Source organism: Streptomyces cupreus, from assembly GCF_014257025.1.
GTDB lineage: Bacteria > Actinomycetota > Actinomycetes > Streptomycetales > Streptomycetaceae > Streptomyces > Streptomyces cupreus.
Genome location: NZ_JACMSF010000023.1, coordinates 101,563 through 119,536 on the forward strand (window position 1 = coordinate 101,563; position 17,974 = coordinate 119,536).

Sequence of the window (17,974 nt, forward strand, 5' to 3'; positions counted from 1 at the left end):
GGTCACGCAACCTTTCCGGTGGGGCTGGTTTCGGAGACGGCCGGTGCGGCCTCGGGCGGCACCGGATGGACCGCGGCCGGTGGCAGCCTGGGTTCGAGGCGCAGCACGCCCAGCGCGGAGCCGGCCACGCCCGCCGCGAGGAGGAGCCACATGCCGGTGGCCGACAGCGAGAGCAGGGCCGTGAGCACAGTGGGCGCGAGCGCGATGGGTACCGCCCAGGACAGTTGGTAGACGGCGAGGTGACGGCCGCGGGTCTCCTCCGGCGCGGCCTGGGCGACCAGCGCGGAGGCCGTGGCGCCGTGCAGCAGCTCGCCCGCGGTGAACATGGCCGTCGCCGCGAACACCCCGGCGATCAGTGCCGCTCCGGTCGACAGTCCGCCGAGCACCGCGAAGGCGACGAAGGACAGTGCGAAGACGCCCGCGCCCAGCGCCACCGCACGCGTTCTGCGGTACTTGACCAGGAGCCGGGTGACCGGGATCTGAAGCACCGCGATACCGACCGTGTTGACCGCGTACATGATGCCCACCAGCGAGACGGGCGCGCCGAGTTCACGGGTGAGGTACACCGGCAGGGCCACGGACAGCACCATGTAGGCGAAGGCCGTCGGGATGTTCAGCAACGTCAGGCCCAGGAAGGGACGGTTGCGCGCCACCATCCGGTAGCCGCCCTTGCGAGAGACCCGGCCGCCCACCGGCGGTGCCGAGGCTCCCGGGCGGATCGTGCTGAGCAGTCCGGCCGCGACCAGATAGCCGGCGGCCGCGCCGAGTACGACGACGTAGAACCCGGAGTCGTCGAGCGCGAGGGCCGCGCCCGCGAGGAGGCCGCCCACGCCCATTCCGGCGTTGCGCAGACTGCGTTGCAGGGCGAGCAGCTTGTCCCGCTCGGCGCCCTGCACGATTTCCGCCACGAAGGACTGGATGGCCGGCGGATAGGAGGTGTCGCCGAGGGCGACCGGCAGCACGACCGCGAACATGGCCATGCTGTTGTCGACAAAGGGATAGATACAGAATGCCGAGGCGCGCAGCACGTATCCGCCCACCAGCACGGCACGGGCGCTGAACCGGTCGATGAGCACTCCGGCGACCGGGTTGCTGATCAGGCCGATCACCGAGGCGGCCGTCACGATGGCGCCGACCTCGGTGAGCGGCAGACCGGTGACGTGGTGGAAGTACAGCAGCGACAGCGGCAGATACATGCCGCTGCCGGTCGCGTCGACGACCATGCCCGCCATGTACTTGAAGCGGACGGACGACAGTTGCTGCCGCATCACACCTCCCCGTTCCCGGCGAGAGGCACGATCTTCGTCTCCGCGATGATCCGGGCGCCGAGGGCGCGGAGTCTGCGCTCGCACTCGGCCCGGGTCGGGGCCGAACCCACCGTCGCGGTGAGGAAGTCGGCGGAGCCCGAGGCGGGGGCGATGACCTGTCCTTCCTCGGCGAAGAGCCAGAAGCCCTTCACCCACTCCTGGCCCGGGACGGCGGGCAGCGAGCGCACGAGTCCGGGCCGCTTCATCGTGAGCACCTGCCCCGACATACAGCGCGGCCGCAACAGGCCCCGCTCGTCCACGGCACCCTCGACCACGGGCAGCGAGAGCCCCGCCTCCGCACGGGTCACCTGTACGGCGAGCTGGATCCCGAAGAGGATCTCGAAGACCTCCCGGATCTTGGCGCCGCCGGACCGGCACGCGATTTCGCACAGCACCAGACGGTCGTCGGGCGTGTGGAAGACCTCGGCGTGGAAGGCGTGGGTGCGCAGCCGGGAACCCTTGGGCTTCAGCGCCGCCAGGGTCTGTTCGATCAGCGTGAGCAGCCGGGGGGTGAGCGGGTCGTCCACGTCCAGGGTGAGGTCGACGCGCGGACCGGGGTCGATGCCGAACGAGGCCAGGTCGTACTGGTATTGGGAGGGCCAGGCGGCCACCGTACGGCCGTCCACCACCAGCCCGTCGACATGGCACATCCGCCCGGGGACGTACGCCTCGATCAGCAGGTCCTCGCGCCGGCCGTCCTGGTAGGCCTCCGCGAGCCGTGCTTCCAGCTCGTCCCGGTCGGCGATGATGCGCAGGCCGATGGAGTTGTAGCCCTCGCGTTGCTTGAGCACCACGGGGAATCCGTGCCGGTCGGCGAAGTCGCGGGCCTCCTGGGCACTGCCCGAAACGGTGTGCGGGGCGACCGCGATGCCGCCCTGCCGAGCCAGCTTCTTCATCAGGGCCTTGTCGCGGAACGGCGTGATGTCCGCGCTCCAGGCCCCGTCGAGGCCGAGGCGCTCGCGCAGTCGGGCGGCCAGGGCGATGTCCGCCTCGTGGTGGGCGATGACATGGGTGATGCGGTGCTTCTCGGCGAGGGCGAGCGCGCGGGCGGGCACGGCTTCGTCATCGAGGGTGTCGAAGAGTTCGAGGTGGGTGAAGTCGTGGTCGGAGTCGCCGGGGAGCTGCTCGCCGGCCGACTCGATCTTGTCCCGGGCGGCGAGTACGACGAGGTCGCCGGGGTACGGCGTGCGGTCGTGGAGTCCGGGGGCGTCACCGTCCAGCCACCGGCGGTAGGGGAAGGCGGCGAAGGGGTTGCGGTGCAGGACGAGGACGCTCATGCCGACATCACCGTCCGGTCGCTCACCGGGGCCGCTTCGGCCAGGCCGGGCCGGCCGTCGGGGTCCTTGAGCCGTACCTTCACGACGGTGCCGATGAGTTCGGCGCCGCGCCGGATCGCCGCGGTGGTGTCCTCTCCGGTGGCGGCGACCAGGCCGAGGCGGTCCCAGTTGTCCCGCAGGGGCCGTACCGTCTCCCCCGGCTTGGCGCTGATACGCACCGCGAGCACCTCGTCGAGGGCCTCGGCCTCGGCCACGCCGTCCACGGACTCCACGATGTCGCCGGGCCGCCCCACCACCGACCGAACGGCGGCTCCGCCGTGCGCCTCGGGCCGGTCGGGCAGTTCGTCGGCGAGGCCGAAGGGCGCGCCCAGGGCGAGCTTGACGGTGTCGATGCCGTAGACGCTGTGCACCAGGTCAGTAATGGCGTCGCCGGCGATCCGGTTGTGGCTCTCGATGACTCGGGGGCCATGGGCGTCGATGCGGATCTCGGTGTGGCAGACGCCGTCCTTGATGCCGATCCGGTCCAGGAAGGCGATGACGGCCCCGCGTACCCGCTCCTCGACCGCCGCGCCGAGGCGGGCCGGGACCGCGTGCCCCAGCTCGGCGAAGTGCGCCGGGTCGGTGAACTTCTCGGTGACGGCGATGACCACATGGCGTCCGGCGGAACTGAAGGACTCCACGCTGTACTCGGGGCCGTCGAGGTACTCCTCCATCAGGAAGTCCTGGAGCAGCAGCAGCGTGGAGACCCGGTCCGTCCTGGTGCCCGCCAGCCGCCGCACCTCGGCCCAGACCCGGTCGGCGTCGGCGGGCCCGTCGAGGCGGTGGACGCCGATACTCGCGGTGGCGTCGGTCGGCTTGACGATGAAGGGGTAGCCGTGGCGCTCCCCGAAGGCGTCCAGGTCCGCGCGCTCGCGCAGGGGCCGGGCGTGCACGTCGTCGGGGTCGAGCCCGGCGAGATGCTCGCGCATGACGGCCTTGTCGCGCAGGCGCCGGGTCACCTCGTGGCCGGTGCCGCCGAGGGCGAACAGGTCGTTGATCCGGGCCGCGTTCTCCAGGCCCGGTTCGGTGATCGAGACGGCGGCGGCGAAGCCGGGCGTGTCCCGGAGCCGCTCGGCGATCGGCTCCACCAGGTCCCAGCGGGTGTAGTCGACGACCTCCACATGGTCGGCGAGGCGCTGTTGGTCGGTGTTGACCTTGGTGGGGTGCTGCAACAGCAGGACGTCGAGGCCCAACTCCTTGGCTTTGGCGACTGTTTCGTCCGTGGCGCCGACGAGGAGCAGGCAACGCTCGGGAGTCATGGGTCGGTTGTGCTCCGTTCCTGTGTGCGGGCTGGGCATCGGTGCGCCTGTCAGTTCGACGAGACAGCGCGGCGAAGTGTGAGGTGCCCTGTCGCCGCGCACCGATCACGACGCCTCGGACACGTCCTGAGCCTCGGGCCACCAGCTGAGGTAGCGCTCTCCGGTGTCCGGGAAGACGGTGATGACCGTGGCGCCGGAGAGGTCGTGTCGGCGTGCGAGTTCCAGGCAGCCGTACGCGACGGCTCCCGAGGAGACGCCGACCAGCAGTCCGGTGGTCGAGGCGATGGCGCGGGTTGTGGCCGCGGCGTCCTCGTCCTCGACCGCGATCACCTCGTCGATGAGGGTGACATCCGTGACCGGGCTGGTGAATCCGCCGTTCAGACCGGGGATGCGGTGCGGTCCCGGCTCGCCGCCGGACAGCAGGGGCGAGCCCGCGGGCTCGACAGCCACGACCTTCAGCCGCGGGTTGTGCTCCCGCAGACAGCGGGCGACACCGGTCAGGGTGCCGCCGGTGCCGACCCCGCACACCAGATAGTCGATACGGCCGCCGCTGTCCCGCCAGATCTCCGGGCCCGTCGTCTCGTAGTGGGCCCGGACGTTGTCGGCGTTCACGTGCTGAGCCGCATACCAGGAGCCGGGGGTCTCGGCGTGCAGTTCCTCGGCGCGCTCCACGCAGCCGGCGAAGCCGAGGGTGTGGTCGGTGAGTTCGATCTCAGCGCCCAGCATGCGCAGGGTCAGCAGGCGCTCCTGGGAGGCGTTGTCGGGGAGCACGATCCGGCAGCCGTAGCCGCGGGCGGCGGCCAGCGCGGCCAGGGCGATCCCGGTGTTGCCGGAGGTGGACTCGATGATCGTCCCACCGGGCCGTAGGGTTCCCGCCTCCTCGGCGGCGCGCAGCATGAACAGGGCGGCCCGGTCCTTGATGCTGGACAGCGGATTCGCCGCCTCCAGCTTGGCCAGCACATGCGCGTCCTCGGGCAGCCCGGCGAGTCTCAGCCGGAGCATCGGGGTGTTGCCCACGAGTTCCTCAAGTGAGCTGACGACGCTGCCGGTTGACAGTTCGGTCACGGGCCCCTCCGGGTCGGCTCTGGTCACACCTGCGCGCTTCGGCGAGCACATGCTCGCCCAGAATCCGCCGCTCCGCGTCCGCGTGACCACGCGGCCCATGGTTCGGGTTGCCGCACTGCATCGACTGCGGGGGTCGCTCGCGGCACCGGTCCTGGCGCAAATACGTACGTTCTTGCCGGAGGTCGAAGAACTGTCCGAGTACGGGGGTACGTTGATGAAGAGTCAGGACGCCGCCGGGCCATGCCTGCCTGAACTGCTGAACGCTCAGGCCCGTGCCCGACCCGGCGATATCGCCGTGGTCCATGAGGGCGAGTCGCTCACGTTCCGCGAACTGGCCGACCAGGCCGATGACGTGGCGCGATATCTGCACCATCTCGGCGTCGGCGCGGAGGACAGCGTGGGACTCTTCGTCGAGCCCTCACTGGATCTGGTGATCGGTGCCTGGGGCGTGCTCCGGTCCGGCGGGGCCTACCTTCCGCTCTCTCCCGACTATCCCGAGGAACGCATTCGCCATATCGCGCGGGATGCCCGCATGGACGTCGTGCTCACCCAGGACGTCCTGCGGAGCCGACTGGCGCAGTTCCTCGCCGCCGACGCCGTCGTCATCACCCTCGAAGACGTCGTGGAGTTCAGGAAGCGCCGCTCCGGCGCGGATCCGGCCGAGCTGCCCGACGGCCCGTGCCCCGCGGACCTGGCATACATCATTTACACCTCGGGCAGCACGGGGAAACCCAAGGGCGTGGCGATCGAGCACCGCTCCCTCGCACACCAGATGCGCTGGCTGGCCGACACCTTCGCGCTCGACGGCGACAAGACCGTGCTCCAGAAGACTCCGATCAGTTTCGACGCCGCACAGTGGGAGATCCTGGCCGCCGCCTGCGGAAGCCGGGTCGTGGTCGGGTCGGGCGGCATCCACCGGGATCCGCTGCGCATCGTCGAGGCCGTCACCCGCCATGCGGTGACGACCCTGCAGTGTGTGCCGACGCTCCTTCAGGCCCTCGTCGACACCGACGAACTCGACCGCTGTACGTGGCTCACCCACCTCTTCAGCGGCGGCGAGGCACTGTCCCGGGCGCTCGCGAGGAGACTCACCCGGGTCCTGCCGGACACCACGCTGGTCAATCTCTACGGCCCGACCGAGTGCACCATCAACACCTCGGCCCACATCGTCGACCCCACTACCCTCGACGAGGGCCCCGAGACCCTACCGATCGGCAGGCCCGTGACCGGTCTGCGCTATCACATCCTGGACGCCGAGGGCCGTCCCGTGGCGCCGGGCGAGACGGGCGAACTGCACATCAGTGGCGTGCAGTTGGCACGCGGGTATCTGCACCGGCCGGAGCTCACCGCGGAACGCTTCAGGACGACCGACGGTCACGAAAGGCTGTACCGCACCGGCGATCTGGCCCACTGGAACCCCGACGGCACCGCCCAGTTCGCGGGCCGCGTCGACAACCAGGTCAAGCTGCGCGGCTTCCGCATCGAGCCGGACGAGATACGTCTGGCCATCGAGGCGCACGACTGGGTGCGGAACGCGGCCGTCCTCCTGCGCACCGATCCGCTCACCGAAGCCCGGCACCTGGTGGCGTGCATCGAGCTCAGCCCCCGTGAGGCGGCGTTGATGGACCAGGGCGAGTTCGGCGAACACCATGTGTCCAAGTCGTCCAAGCTCCAGGTCAAGACCCAGCTGTCCAACCCGGGTGTGCGGGACGATCTGCACGGGCGCCGCTCCTTACGCCTGCCCGGCGCCACCGCCACCTCCGAGGCACGGCTCCGGGCCTTCGCCCGCAAGACCTACCGCTTCTACGAGGGCGGCCCGCTGGACGCCTCCGCCGTACTGTCGGCGATCGGGCGGCGCACAGAGGGAGCAGGGTCGCGCCGCCCAGAAGAGCTGACCCTGCCTGAACTCGGTGCGATACTCCGCAACTTCGGTCAGCATCTCAGCGAGGACCGGCTGCTGCCGAAGTACGCGTACGCCTCTCCCGGATCCCTGTACGCGGCACAGCTGTATCTGGAGCTGACCGGGATCGAGGGTGTGGCGCCGGGCCACTACTACTACCACCCGGTCCAGCATGAGCTGGTGCTGATCCGCCGTGTCGAGGCAGCTGACGCCCGCCACCGGATGCACTTCATCGGCCGTAGATCGGCGATCGAGCCGGTGTACAAGAAGAACATCCAGGAGGTCCTGGAGATGGAGGCCGGGCATATGGCCGGCCTGTTCGACCAAGTCCTCCCCGCCCATGGCCTCGCTCTCGCCGAGACGGCGTACGACACCGGCCTGACCCGGCTCCTGGGCTGCGCGGAGGACGACCACTACCTGGGCTCCTACGAGCTGGTGCCGTGGTCGCCGGGGCCCGCGCAGCGCTCCGTCGACATCTATGTGCAGTTCCACCCGGGCAGCGAGGCCGGACTGCCGAGCGGCCAGTATCGGTACCGGGACGGTCAACTGCACCGGATCAGCAGCGAGTTGGTCCTCAAGCGGCATGTGATCGCCATCAACCAGGCGCCCTACGACCGTTCCCAGTTCGCCATCACACTCGTCAGTCGCGCCGCCGAGCAGGGCAGGGAGCGGCTGAGCTATCTGGACCTGGGCCGCGAGCTGCAACGCCTGATGATGAACTCCGCAGGCCTGGGCTTCATGCCCGCGGGTTACAGCTCGCGCACCGGAGACGACCTGCCCGCCGCTCGACGCATGACGGCGATCCTGCGGGAGGCCCAACAACCCACAGGGCCTTCGTACTTCTGCGTCGGCGGCACAGTCAGCGAGGAGCAGCTGCGCCACGAGGGCATGTACGAGGACCAGGTGCATATGAAGGGTCCTGAGGAGCTGATCAGGGACGATCTGGTCGCGTCCCTGCCCGAGTACATGCTCCCCAGCCGGATCCTGGTCCTGCCCAAACTGCCGCACACCCCCAACGGCAAGCTCGACACCAGGGCCCTCGAAGGGTACGTCGATCAAGTAGTGGCCCGTGCCCGTCCGGTGGTGGAGCCGCGCAACCGGGTCGAGGCACGCCTTGGCGACCTGTGGAAGACGGCCCTGAAGCGGGACTTCGTCTCCGTGCACGACGATTTCTTCGAGCTCGGCGGGAACTCGCTCATCGCGGTCGCCCTGGTCAGGCGGATCAACGACGCTTTCGGCAGCGCCCTTCCGCTACAGGTGCTGTTCGAGGCGACCACGGTCGCGAAGCTGGCCGAGGCGGTCAGCGCCGGGGCCTCGGTCGCCGCCTCCCGCATCACCCCGCTGCGGTCCGAGGGCAGCGGGCCGCCGGTGTTCTGCTGGCCGGGGCTCGGCGGCGTCACGATGAACCTGCGGCTGCTCGCGGCCCGCGCCCCCGGAGGGCGGCCGGTCCACGGCATCCAGTCGCACGGCGTCAACGAGGGCGAGACGCCGTTGCCGACCATCGAGGAGATGGCCGCCGTCGATGTCGCGGCACTGCGGCGCGTCCAGCCCGAGGGCCCCTACACGCTGTGGGGCTACTCCTTCGGCGCACGGGTCGCCTTCGAGGCGGCGTGGCAACTGGAGCAGTCGGGCGAGCGCGTGGAGCAACTCTGCCTGCTGGCACCGGGATCGCCGCGGGTCTCCCGCGCCTCGCGGCCCTCGCCGGTGGCCGACTTCGCCGACCCCGTCTTCACTGCCATCCTCTTCTCCGTCTTCGCCGGCACGGTCCACGGCCCGGACGTCGAGGAGTGCCGGCGCGAGTCCGTGGACGCGGAGAGCTTCGCGCGATTCGTCGAGCGACGGTTTCCGCAACTGGACCCCGGGTTGATCCGCCGCGTGGTCGCAGTGGTCCGCCGTACGTACGGCTTCACCCAGGACCCCGCCGAACGCCAAGTCTCGGCACCCGTCACGGTGTTCCGGGCCCGCGACGACGAACCCTCCTTCATCGAAGGCTCATCGAGCCGTACGGCGGCCCCGCCCACGGTCGTCCAGCTGGAGGCCGACCACTACGGGGCGCTGCGCGAGCCCGGCGTCGGTGAGCTGGTCAGGGCACTCCAGCGCGCCACACCACAAGCGGCAACCCCACGGACAAGGACCCCTAGATGCCCCACGTGACCATTCAGCACTTCCCGAAGTCCCTCACCGCCGAGCAGCGGTTCCGCCTGGTGGAGCAGGTGACGGCCGCCGTGCAGGAGGCGTTCGGGGTCGAGGAGCGCGTGGTGTCCATCGCCCTGGTTCCGGTGCCGCCGGAGGACTGGGACGCCCGGGTCTACCAGCCCGAGATCGCCGCGCACCGCGAGAAGTTGGCGAAGGAGCCAGGCTACTGAGCCGCGGCCCGGGTTCTAGAGTTTCGGGCCAGGATCACTGGGGTGACGGGGTTCTCGGTTGCGCCTACGGGGGCGTTCACCAAGGATCTGGTGGGACGGCAACTGCCGGGGTTTCGAGAAACGGGGGAAAGGATGACGTCACCGCTGGAATCCCTGCTGCGGATCGCCGACACGCTCAGCAGCCTCGAACGGTACGCCACCGAGACCGCGGGCCACCTACTGCTGGTGGAGGGCGCCGAGGCCCCCGGTCGCATCCGGTACATCGACCAACCGGAGACGGTCCAGGACACGATCGGCGACGCGCTGCGGCGGGCGAAGCGCGAGATCCTCACGGCCCAGCCGGACGAACCGGGCCCCGAAGCCGCGCTGGACCGGCTCCATGCGGCGGTCCGCGACCCGCTGGCACGCGGAGTCGCACTGCGGACGCTCTTCCAGCACAGTGCCCGGTTCTGCGAGCCCACGAAGAAATACGTGCAGCAGGTCATGGCACAGGGCGACGTGGAGGTGCGCACGCTCCCGGAGTTCTTCGACCGGTTGATCCTCATCGACGGCGAAGTCGCCTTCATCCCCGGCGGCGAACACTCCCACAGCGCCGCGCTGATCCGGGACGGCGCCGTCATCGCGTTTCTCAGGGGGGTGTTCGAGAAGGCCTGGGTACGGGCCGAGCGGTTCCCGTTCCGTCCGGTGCGGGCGGCCGACGCGGCTCGCGAGGTCGTACCCGATGTGCGTCGGGCCATCAAGGCGCTGCTGGTGGAGGGCCGTTCCGACAAGGCGATCGCGCGCCGCCTCGGCATGAGCCTGCGGTCCGTGCAAGGACACATCGCGTCCCTGCGCGAGCAGTACGGCGCCCAGCACCGCTTTCAACTCGGGTACCGGATGGCACACGGCGAGATTATCGGCTCCGGAAATGGGTGTACGCCCACCACCACTTCGTAACCCGGCCTTGACATCGATCTATTCGATAAACATACTCAAGCTTGACATGGCCGACGTGGAATTATTTGCGACATCATTCGACGCCCCGTCGGAATTAATCCGATGGACCGAAGCACAACCGACCAAAATGCCTGGCATTGCACCCCCCTTGGCTGAATTCCGAGCTCTGGGCCCCTTGGAAGCGATGGTCGCCGGCCGGCCTGTGGACCTCGGGGCGCCCAAACAGCGCAAGTTGGTCGCGTTACTCGTCAGCAGAGTCGGCCAGCCGGTGCCGGTGGACGTGATGCTGGAAGCTCTGTGGGCAGACAGTCCGCCGCCTTCGGCCATGACCTCGTTGCAGTCCTACGTCGCCAATCTCCGCAGGGCACTGGAACCGGACCGCGCGCCGCGCACCCCGACGCGGGTGCTGCACACCAACGACCGCGGCTATCTGCTGGACGGCCATGTCGTCGATGTGGACGTCCATCTCTTCGAGCGGCGCGCCAAGGCGGGCTGGCAGGCCTGGAACCGGGGTGACCCGCACGAGGCGTTGAGCGAGTTCGAGGCCGCGTTGGCGTTGTGGCGGGGCGAGGCGTATACGGAGGTGTCCCATTCCGTCCATGTGGCGGCGGAGGTCGCGCGACTCGGGGAGTTACGGTTGTCCGCCGTGGAAGGGCGCTGTGCCGCCCTGCTGGCCGTGGGGGCCCACGGAGTCGCGGTCGCCGAGCTGGAGGCCTTCATGCAGGCCCATCCCCTGCGCGAATACGGCTGCGAGCTCCTCAGCCTGGCGCTGTACCGGGCCGGACGGCAGGCCGACGCCCTGGCGGTACTGCGGACCAACCAGCGACGGCTCGGCGACGAACTGGGCATCGACCCCCGGCCGGCTCTGCAACACCTCGAACGCGAGATCCTCAGCCACGCCCCGGCACTGGACTGGCGTCCGCCGCCGACAGCCCCCGCCACCGCAGCGCCGCGCAGGCCCGCGGTCGCACCACAGGTCCACTTGCCCGCCCCGCCGCGGCCTGTGCCGGAGACGGACGAGGAGATCTTCGTCGGCCGCGAGAGAGCACTCCGGCACCTGGCCGCGGTGTCGGCCGAAGCGGCGCGTGGGCGGGGGCAGGTGCTGACGGTGTCCGGTGAACAGGGCATCGGCAAGACCACGTTGCTACGACGCTTCGCCGAACTCGGCACCACTGCACCGGTGTTGTGGGGCGCCTGCCCCGGACATGTCCCCACTCCACCCTTGTGGCCCTGGCAGCAGGTGCTGGGCACGGCGGGCACACATCTTCCGCGACGCCCGGTTCCGGGCCCCGTGGCCGAGGTGCTCAACGGGGCAACTCGGCATCCACTGGACGGCGCCGACGCGGACGCGGCCACCCTGCGGCAGTTCGAGGCGATCGTGCACTACCTGACCCGCGCCTCCCATGCCCGACCGCTGGTGATCGTGCTCGACCACCTGCACCAGGCGGACCCGGCCTCATTGCGACTGCTCGCTCACCTGGCCGAGTCGGTGCGGACGAGCCGCCTGCTGGTGGCGGTGGCCTACCGTTCCGACGAGGCGGCGACCATGGCCGGGACATCGGCCGCGCTGGCCCGCGCGGAAATGACGCAGGTGGAGCTCAGCGGCTTGACCGCCTTCGAGACCCGGGCCTTGGCGAACGCGATGCTCCATCGAGAGGTGAGCGGGGCCAACGCCGAGGAACTGCGGCAGCGCACCGGGGGCAATCCGTTCTACCTGCGCGAACTGATCAAGGTCATCGACAGCGAAGAGGGCCGGGGCCGCACCGCATCGGTGCCGGCGCCCGTCCGCGAGGTGGTACTGGGCCGCATCGCACAACTGGGCGCAACCGCCGTCGAGTTGCTGTCCGTCGCCTCCGTCGCCGGCCGCGGCTTCGCCGTGGACGTCGTCGCCGAGGCCTCCTCGATCGAGATCGAGGAGGCGCTGAGGGCCGTCGACTCCATCGTGGCGGCGGGTCTGATCCACGAGGACCCCCAACGACTGGGCTGGTACTCCTTCACCCACGCCCTGACCGCCGAGGTGCTCTACCAGCGCATCGGGCGCCTGCGCCGGGCCCATGTCCTGCGCCGGATCCGTGCCGCGGCCGTACAGCCGCGAAAGTCGACATGATTCGGCCTGCCTCCGCCCTTCGCGTGTGGTCCGGGGAGCTTGAGCGCGAATCCACCACGGCTTGAGGCCGGCTTGGCGGCTGCGCGCGGCCCGCGCGGGCCCGAGATGCGCCCGCTTGCGCGCCGAAACGACGGATCATCGGGAAAGTGCCTCGTCGGCCGCACGCGCTGCTCGTCCGAACGGTCATGAGTCGGTCCCGCGCACCCGTCCGCGCACGGCCGACGCCAAGTCAGCGCCAAGCCGGTCAACAGTCCAGCCCAAGCCGCATGGACAACACTGGTCGGCGTAACCACCGGAATGATCAGGCCAAGACACAGACACATCGTGGGCGATGCCCCGTCGACCGTTGCCGAGCGACCACTCCCCTGCCCGGGGTTGCCCTCCCCCACGACGCACGCGCCCGTGCGTCGGCATCCCACCGGGCCGGGGTCGAAGGAGCCTCGCGTTCCGGCCGAGCAGCGGGGTTCGGCGCACTTCCGGCCACCGTCCGCGCGGCACGGAACGAACCGCTGAGAAGCACTCGACCACGTACGGGGGAGAATATGAAGATTCAGGTCCTGGGCACGTTGTGCGCCGAGGTCAACGGGAGGTCGATCGTCCCCACGGCCGGCAAACCACGGCAGATGCTGTCCCTGCTCGCCCTGTACCCGGGACGCGTGGTGCCCGTCTCCACGCTCATGGAGGAACTCTGGGGAACCAAGCCACCACAGAGCGCGCTGGCGACCTTACAGACGTACATCCTTCAGCTGCGTCGACGCCTGGGCAGCGCCATGGGACCCGACACGCCCGCCAAGGAGGTGCTCGCCACCCGGCACGGCGGCTATGTGCTGGCGATCCCCTCCGACAGCGTCGACGTGCACGCCTACGAACGCATGGTCGCGGAGGGCCGGTCGGCCTTCGAAGCCGGCAGCGACACCGTGGCGGCCGACCGTTTCCGGCAGGCACTCATGCTCTGGCGGGGACCGGCGCTGGTCGACGTGCGGGTGGGTCCGGTCCTCAAGATAGAGGTCATGCGCCTGGAGGAGAGCCGCCTCGGCACCGTCGAGCGGCGCATCGACGCCGATCTGCGGCTCGGCCGGCACACCGAACTCATCCCGGAACTCACGGAGTTGACGGCCCGCTACCCACAACACGAGGGCCTGCACTCGCAGGCCATGGTGGCGCTGTACCGCTCGGGTCGGCAGGCGTCGGCCCTGGAGGTCTACCGCAGGTTACGCATCCGGCTGATCGAAGGACTGGGCGTGGAACCGTCACCGCGGGTGCAGCGGCTGCACCAGGCGATGCTGGTCGTCGACCCCCAACTGGACGTCGTCGCCGGACCGCGACGCAGCTCCACGTTCGACCTCTACACGGCCTGAGGCCCGAGGACGCGATACGGCGACGCCGCCGCGGCCGGGCCCCAAGCGCCGGCCGCGGAACGTCCTCGAACCGCTCAGCCCCGCTTCGTCGCGCAGATGACCACGCGGTTGATGATGGCGTCCGCCGGAATGTCGGCGGGGTCCTTGGCGGTCACCTTCGTGACCTCGAACCCGCACTCCTGCAGCCAACCGCGGTACGTGGAGAGCTTCTGGAGACCGCCGCGGCCCACCACACAACCGAGGATGTAGGCCGGGAAGAAGTCGGCCTGGAGGTCGTCGGGGTCCGTGATGTCCTCGGGATACACGGGCGCGAGGACGACGATCTGCCCACCGGGCTCCAGCGCCTGGTGGGCGTTCTTGAGGATGGTGAGGACGTCGTCCTTGTCGTACATGTCCACGAAGTGCTTGAGCAGCACCACGTCGAACCCGCCCGGGAGCGACTGAAGGACGTCACCGCCCACGAACGAGCACTGCTCGGCCACCCCGTGCGCCTCGAAGTTCCGCAGGCACTCGGCCTCCAGGGCGGGCTGTTCGAAGGTGGTCACCCGCAGACCGGGGGATCCCTTCAACCGGCAGGTCATGATGGCTCCGAGCCCGTTGCCGCCACGTACATCGAGCACCCGCGCCCCGTCCGGGACGTCGAAGCTGCGGAAGAACCAGGGATAGACACTGGCGGTCTCGTTCTGGGCCAGCGGCCCCCACGCGGAGCGCACCTCCGGGACCACGGCCGCCGCCTCGAACATCGTGCCCTCGAAGCCGTAGAACTCCTTGAGCCCGACCACACTGCCGGTCGACACGCTGTCGGGCAGGTAGTACAACTGCCGCAGCATGCCCGTCTTGATCATGCCCATGAAGGTCAGGACGCGCTGGAGGTCCGTCTCGGCGACGTCCGCGAGCGCGGCGAGGGTGTAGCCGCCGGTGGCCTCGTCCCGGGCGACGAAGCCCTCCTTCAGCGGCAGATACAGCAGTTGCTCCACGGCGTCGGGCTTCGCACCCACGGCCGCGCCGAGTTCCGCGGCGGTCAGGCCGCCCTCCTTGCGCAGGGCGTCGACGATGCCGAGTTCGAAGCAGGCGTACAGGGTCATGAACCGGGTGGGTCCCACCATGTACTCGCGCATCCGGGCCAGTACCGCTTCAGGGTTGGACACAGCAATCCCTTCGGATCGACCTGTGGGGCGAGGCCCCCTCCAGTGCTGCTACCGAGTATCGGGAGCGATTCTGGAGCGCCGGTAGAGCGGTGCTGTGGCGCGGCCGTACCCTGTTTCACCTGCCGTAACGCCGGTCCCGGACGGCGTACGAGCGCAGTGCGCGCAGCAGGTCTATCTCGCGGAAGGCCGGCCACAGGACCTCGACGAAGTGCACCTCCGCGTAGGCGGACTGCCAGAGCAGGAAGCCGGACAGCCGCTGCTCGCCCGAGGTGCGGATGATGAAGTCGGTGTCGGGGCCCGCCGGGGAGTAGAGATTGTCGGAGATGTGCTGGAGGTCGAAGTTCTCGGCCAGTTCGCGCGGATCGCCGCCGGCGGAGATGTGCTTGTCGAAGGCGGACCTGACCGCGTCGATGATCTCGCGGCGGCCGCCGTAGCCGACCGCCACGTCGACCTTGAGGCCGCTGCGGCCGGTGGTGCCCGCGACGGCGCCCTTCAGGGACCGCGCGGTCTCCCCGGGCAGCAGGTCCAGCGCGCCGATGACCTCGATCCGCCAGTCCTCGTCGGCCGCGCAGATGCTCGCCACGGTCTCCTCGATGATTTCGAGCAGCGGCCCGAGCTCGGCCGGGGGCCGGTGGAGATTGTCGTCGGACAGCATCCACAGCGTGACGTGCTCGATGTCGGCGGCGTCGCACCAGCGCAGGAAGTCGCCGACCTTCGCACCGCCCACGCGGTAGCCCTCACGGACGTCGTCGTGCCCGGCTCCGCGCGCCCACCGGCGGTTGCCGTCCAGCATGATGGCGACGTGCCGTGGACGCGGCTTGCCTTCCAGCTTGCGCGCCAGACGTCTGACGTACAGGGCTTCCAATGCCGACCGAAGCGCCCTCAAGGCCACGTGCCATGTCCCTTCGTCCCCACCAACCGCTAGTGGGGGCCACCGTATCGCCCGGCACGGAGCTTCAGCCATCGGCGCTGATCGGGCGCCTGCGCGGCGCCTTGTGCCCCCGACGCAGAAAAGCGCCGCTGCCCGGGTAGGCAGCGGCGCTTGGTGGTCTGAGGAGGGGGCGGCTCAGGATGTGCGGTAGGCGACGCGCCTGGCCATGTCGGCCAGTTCCGTGCGCCAGACCTCGTCGACGGGGGCGTCGGCGATGGCCTTGCAACCCCGCTCGACGAGGCCCCCGATGTGTCGTTCGACATCGTCGGGAACTCCGGTTTCCAGGAGGCGGCGGCGCACCTCGTCGGGGGTGTGGCCCGGCTCGGTGATCAGGGCCTGGATGTGCTCGTCGCGTTGCATCGCCCAGCCGAGCAGCGGTGTCATCTTGTGCTGGGTGAAGTCGAGGCCGGTGGGCTTGCCGGTGTCCGCGGAGTCACCGAAGGCGTCCAGCAGGTCGTCCCGGAGCTGAAACGCCTCGCCCACGGCCTCGCCGTACTCCTCGAAGGCGGGCGCGAGATCGCCCCGGCCCGCCGCGCTCGCGCCCACGACGAGGGGCCGGTGGATGGTGTACCGGCCGGACTTGATCCTGGCGATCAGTCGGGAGGTGCGGGGGTCGACGGAGAACTCCGCGGCCGCGTGGACGTCCATGTACTGGCCGATCATCACCTCGGAGCGCAGCCGGTTCCACTCCGGGACCACCGACCTCGGCGCCTCGGCCATCAGCTCACCGGAGTAGACGAGCGCCAGGTCGCCGACGAGCAGGGCCACGCCCTCGCCGTACCGACGTGACTCCCCCTGCCATCCGCGGCTGCCGTGCAACTGCGTGTACTTGGTGTGGACGGTCGGCACTCCGCGCCGCGTGCCGGAGTCGTCCAGGACGTCGTCGTGGACGAGGGCGGACAGATGCAGCATCTCCAGGGCCGCCCCGGCCGACACGATCCCGGGATCGTCCGGGTCACCGCCGGCGGCGAGATAACCGGTGACGCAGAAGGCGGGCCGGATGCGCTTGCCGCCCGACGCGATCAGCTCGGCCAGCGCGTCGATGGGGACGACCGCCCCTTCGTGCACCCCACTCCACAGGTCGCGTTCGGCCGCGAGGAGGGAGCGCAGTCTGTCCTCGACGCGACGGAGCAGGTCGGTGCGCAGGCCGACAGCCTCCCGGCCGGTGTCGGTGCTGACGTCCGAAGTCACAGGTATCTCCTCGGGGTTCAGATGAAGGGGCTGGTGAGCTGGGCCGGACAGAGTGAATCTGGAGTTCCCCTTTAGCGCCGATCGACCGCGAATACAGAACGTTGACACCCTGAACTGACCCGTGGAAATCTCCCAGTGCGCCCGGGGCCGAATTCGAGATCTGTTGCCGCGACCTTCCGCTCTTCCCACGAGCCATCGCCTCGCCCACGGCTGTGCAATCCACTTGGGCAGTTTCACTTCATCGATGACGGTCGCCGGGCGAGCCGCCTCCGAAAGGAATCGAATGGATTCTCACGCCTGCCCCAAAAATTCTCTTCAGGAACCCGGCGAGGCGATCGAATCCGGTCTCTGTGCCTCGCGCATCCGACAGTTGGAAGGCGATCTGCGCGCGCTGCCCGGGCTCTACCAGGAGAGCCTGCATCATGTGTTACCCACGTCCCGGCAGCCGCACCACACCCGGGTCTCGGGCAGCCGGCGCAGGGACCGACTGAACATGTCCGCGCTCGACGCACGGCACAACATCCTCGCCATTCTGGAGTCATGGGCCAGGTTCGTCACCGACGAGCTCGACGGAGCCGCCCCCACCCGCTCGGTCCCGGACCTGACACGTTTTCTGCTGCGTCACCTCAAGTGGCTCACCGAACAGCCACCGGCGACCGATTTCGCGGACGAGATCGACGGCCTGCGGCGGGAGTTGCTGCGCACGATCGACCCGGAACCCGGTGAACCCCATGTGCTCACCCGGGAGTGCGTGGTGGCCGACTGCGCCGGAAGGATCACCACCTCGCCCGGAGGCAGCACGACCATCCGGTGTTCTGCGGGACACACCTGGGAAATGCACGAGTGGATCACCCTGCGACCGCTCATGGAGCGACAGCGGAAGGCCGTCGGCGCATGAGGAAACCGCCCCGCCACCGGCTGGTGCCCACCAAGGTGGCCGCGCTCGCCGCGGGCGTGTCCGAAGCGACGATCCGCAAGTGGGTGAGCCGCGGCAAGATCACCCGCTACGGCTCCCCGGGCCGCTCCGAGTTCGACATCGACGAACTCACGGAGATCGCTCTGCGACGACGGGGCTAGGGCCTGTCCGGCC

Annotated in this window: 14 protein-coding genes; 7 read left to right on the plus strand and 7 right to left on the minus strand. The window is 69.7% G+C overall.

Going from position 1 to position 17,974, the window contains the following annotated elements; translation table 11 throughout:
- Positions 1–2: 2 nt before the first annotated feature.
- The 4 genes from H4N64_RS21995 to H4N64_RS22010 all read right to left on the minus strand — a co-directional run bounded on the left by H4N64_RS21995 (position 3) and on the right by H4N64_RS22010 (position 4,947).
- Positions 3–1,268 (minus strand): MFS transporter, encoded by a 1,266-nt coding sequence (locus tag H4N64_RS21995; RefSeq protein ID WP_186284124.1) that lies wholly within the window; start codon positions 1,266–1,268, stop codon positions 3–5.
- The gene (locus H4N64_RS22000; RefSeq protein WP_186284125.1) at positions 1,268–2,584 is read right to left on the minus strand and encodes an ATP-grasp domain-containing protein; all 1,317 of its coding nucleotides are present in this window, start codon (positions 2,582–2,584) and stop codon (positions 1,268–1,270) included. Before H4N64_RS22000 ends, H4N64_RS21995 begins: the two co-directional genes overlap by 1 nt.
- A complete protein-coding gene (locus H4N64_RS22005; RefSeq protein ID WP_186284126.1) occupies positions 2,581–3,882 on the minus strand; it encodes an ATP-grasp domain-containing protein in 1,302 nt (433 codons plus the stop codon). Before H4N64_RS22005 ends, H4N64_RS22000 begins: the two co-directional genes overlap by 4 nt.
- 105 nt (positions 3,883–3,987) lie before the next feature.
- Positions 3,988–4,947 (minus strand): cysteine synthase, encoded by a 960-nt coding sequence (locus H4N64_RS22010; protein WP_186284127.1) that lies wholly within the window; start codon positions 4,945–4,947, stop codon positions 3,988–3,990.
- A gap of 214 nt (positions 4,948–5,161) precedes the next feature.
- Between H4N64_RS22010 and H4N64_RS22015 the strand changes: the two genes are divergently transcribed.
- The 5 genes from H4N64_RS22015 (at position 5,162) to H4N64_RS22030 (ending at position 13,614) form a co-directional block, all read left to right on the plus strand.
- Positions 5,162–9,001 (plus strand): non-ribosomal peptide synthetase family protein, encoded by a 3,840-nt coding sequence (locus H4N64_RS22015; RefSeq protein ID WP_260859854.1) that lies wholly within the window; start codon positions 5,162–5,164, stop codon positions 8,999–9,001.
- Positions 8,989–9,213, plus strand: coding sequence for a tautomerase family protein (locus H4N64_RS45230; protein ID WP_260859855.1), 225 nt, complete (start codon positions 8,989–8,991; stop codon positions 9,211–9,213). Before H4N64_RS22015 ends, H4N64_RS45230 begins: the two co-directional genes overlap by 13 nt.
- Positions 9,214–9,345: 132 nt before the next feature.
- Positions 9,346–10,149, plus strand: a complete 804-nt coding sequence (locus tag H4N64_RS22020) for a LuxR family transcriptional regulator (protein ID WP_186284128.1) — start codon at positions 9,346–9,348, stop codon at positions 10,147–10,149.
- Positions 10,150–10,333: 184 nt separating this feature from the next.
- Positions 10,334–12,256, plus strand: a complete 1,923-nt coding sequence (locus H4N64_RS22025) for a BTAD domain-containing putative transcriptional regulator (protein ID WP_260859861.1) — start codon at positions 10,334–10,336, stop codon at positions 12,254–12,256.
- 542 nt (positions 12,257–12,798) lie between these two features.
- A complete protein-coding gene (locus H4N64_RS22030) occupies positions 12,799–13,614 on the plus strand; it encodes an AfsR/SARP family transcriptional regulator (RefSeq protein WP_186284130.1) in 816 nt (271 codons plus the stop codon).
- A 74-nt stretch (positions 13,615–13,688) separates the two neighbouring features.
- Here the strand turns inward: H4N64_RS22030 and H4N64_RS22035 are convergent, their stop codons facing one another.
- From H4N64_RS22035 to H4N64_RS22045, 3 genes are all read right to left on the minus strand, one after another.
- Entirely contained in the window at positions 13,689–14,762 is a 1,074-nt protein-coding gene (locus H4N64_RS22035) for a methyltransferase (protein WP_336246753.1), read from the minus strand.
- Positions 14,763–14,877: 115 nt separating this feature from the next.
- Positions 14,878–15,648: an isoprenyl transferase gene (locus H4N64_RS22040; RefSeq protein WP_186284139.1), complete on the minus strand. Its 771-nt coding sequence runs from the start codon at positions 15,646–15,648 to the stop codon at positions 14,878–14,880.
- Positions 15,649–15,828: 180 nt separating this feature from the next.
- Positions 15,829–16,884, minus strand: a complete 1,056-nt coding sequence (locus tag H4N64_RS22045; protein ID WP_336246754.1) for a polyprenyl synthetase family protein — start codon at positions 16,882–16,884, stop codon at positions 15,829–15,831.
- 244 nt (positions 16,885–17,128) lie between these two features.
- Here H4N64_RS22045 and H4N64_RS22050 point away from each other — a divergent pair, with 244 nt between their 5' ends.
- Both H4N64_RS22050 and H4N64_RS22055 read left to right on the plus strand, forming a co-directional pair.
- Positions 17,129–17,782, plus strand: a complete 654-nt coding sequence (locus H4N64_RS22050) for a hypothetical protein (RefSeq protein ID WP_260859856.1) — start codon at positions 17,129–17,131, stop codon at positions 17,780–17,782.
- Positions 17,779–17,961, plus strand: coding sequence for a hypothetical protein (locus tag H4N64_RS22055; protein ID WP_186284131.1), 183 nt, complete (start codon positions 17,779–17,781; stop codon positions 17,959–17,961). Before H4N64_RS22050 ends, H4N64_RS22055 begins: the two co-directional genes overlap by 4 nt.
- Positions 17,962–17,974: the final 13 nt, after the last annotated feature.